This is a genomic window from Flagellimonas olearia (assembly GCF_009184425.1).
GTDB lineage: Bacteria > Bacteroidota > Bacteroidia > Flavobacteriales > Flavobacteriaceae > Flagellimonas > Flagellimonas olearia.
In genome coordinates, this window is record NZ_WELG01000074.1 from 1 (window position 1) to 403 (window position 403).

Here is a 403-nt window from a genome sequence, read left to right on the forward strand (position 1 = left end):
TGATTACATGCATGATAGATTCTTGCCGGATAAAGCGATTGAACTACTAGATGAGGTGGGATCAAGGAAAAAAATCAGCCCTAAAAAGGGCAAAAAAATCAGCGTTGATGATGTGAAAGAAGCGCTCGCCATAAAGCTTAAAATCCCTAAAATGCGTTTGAGTAGCGATAAAAAAGCTCTTTTAAGGAATTTAGAAAAATCGCTTAAAAATAAGATTTTTGCCCAAGCAGAAGCGATTAGTCTTGTCAGCAATGCGATTAAAATCCAGCATTGCGGGCTTTCTGCAAAAAATAAGCCTGTGGGGAGCTTTTTATTCGTGGGGCCTAGTGGGGTGGGGAAAACAGAGTTGGCTAAAGAATTGGCCTTGAATTTGAATTTGCATTTTGAACGCTTTGACATGAGA

1 protein-coding gene is annotated in these 403 nt (G+C 39.5%); it reads left to right on the forward strand.

What is annotated here, in order from left to right:
• The coding region (locus tag F8C76_RS19925) for an AAA family ATPase (RefSeq protein ID WP_152132953.1) at window positions 1-403 on the forward strand (403 nt) is incomplete at both ends.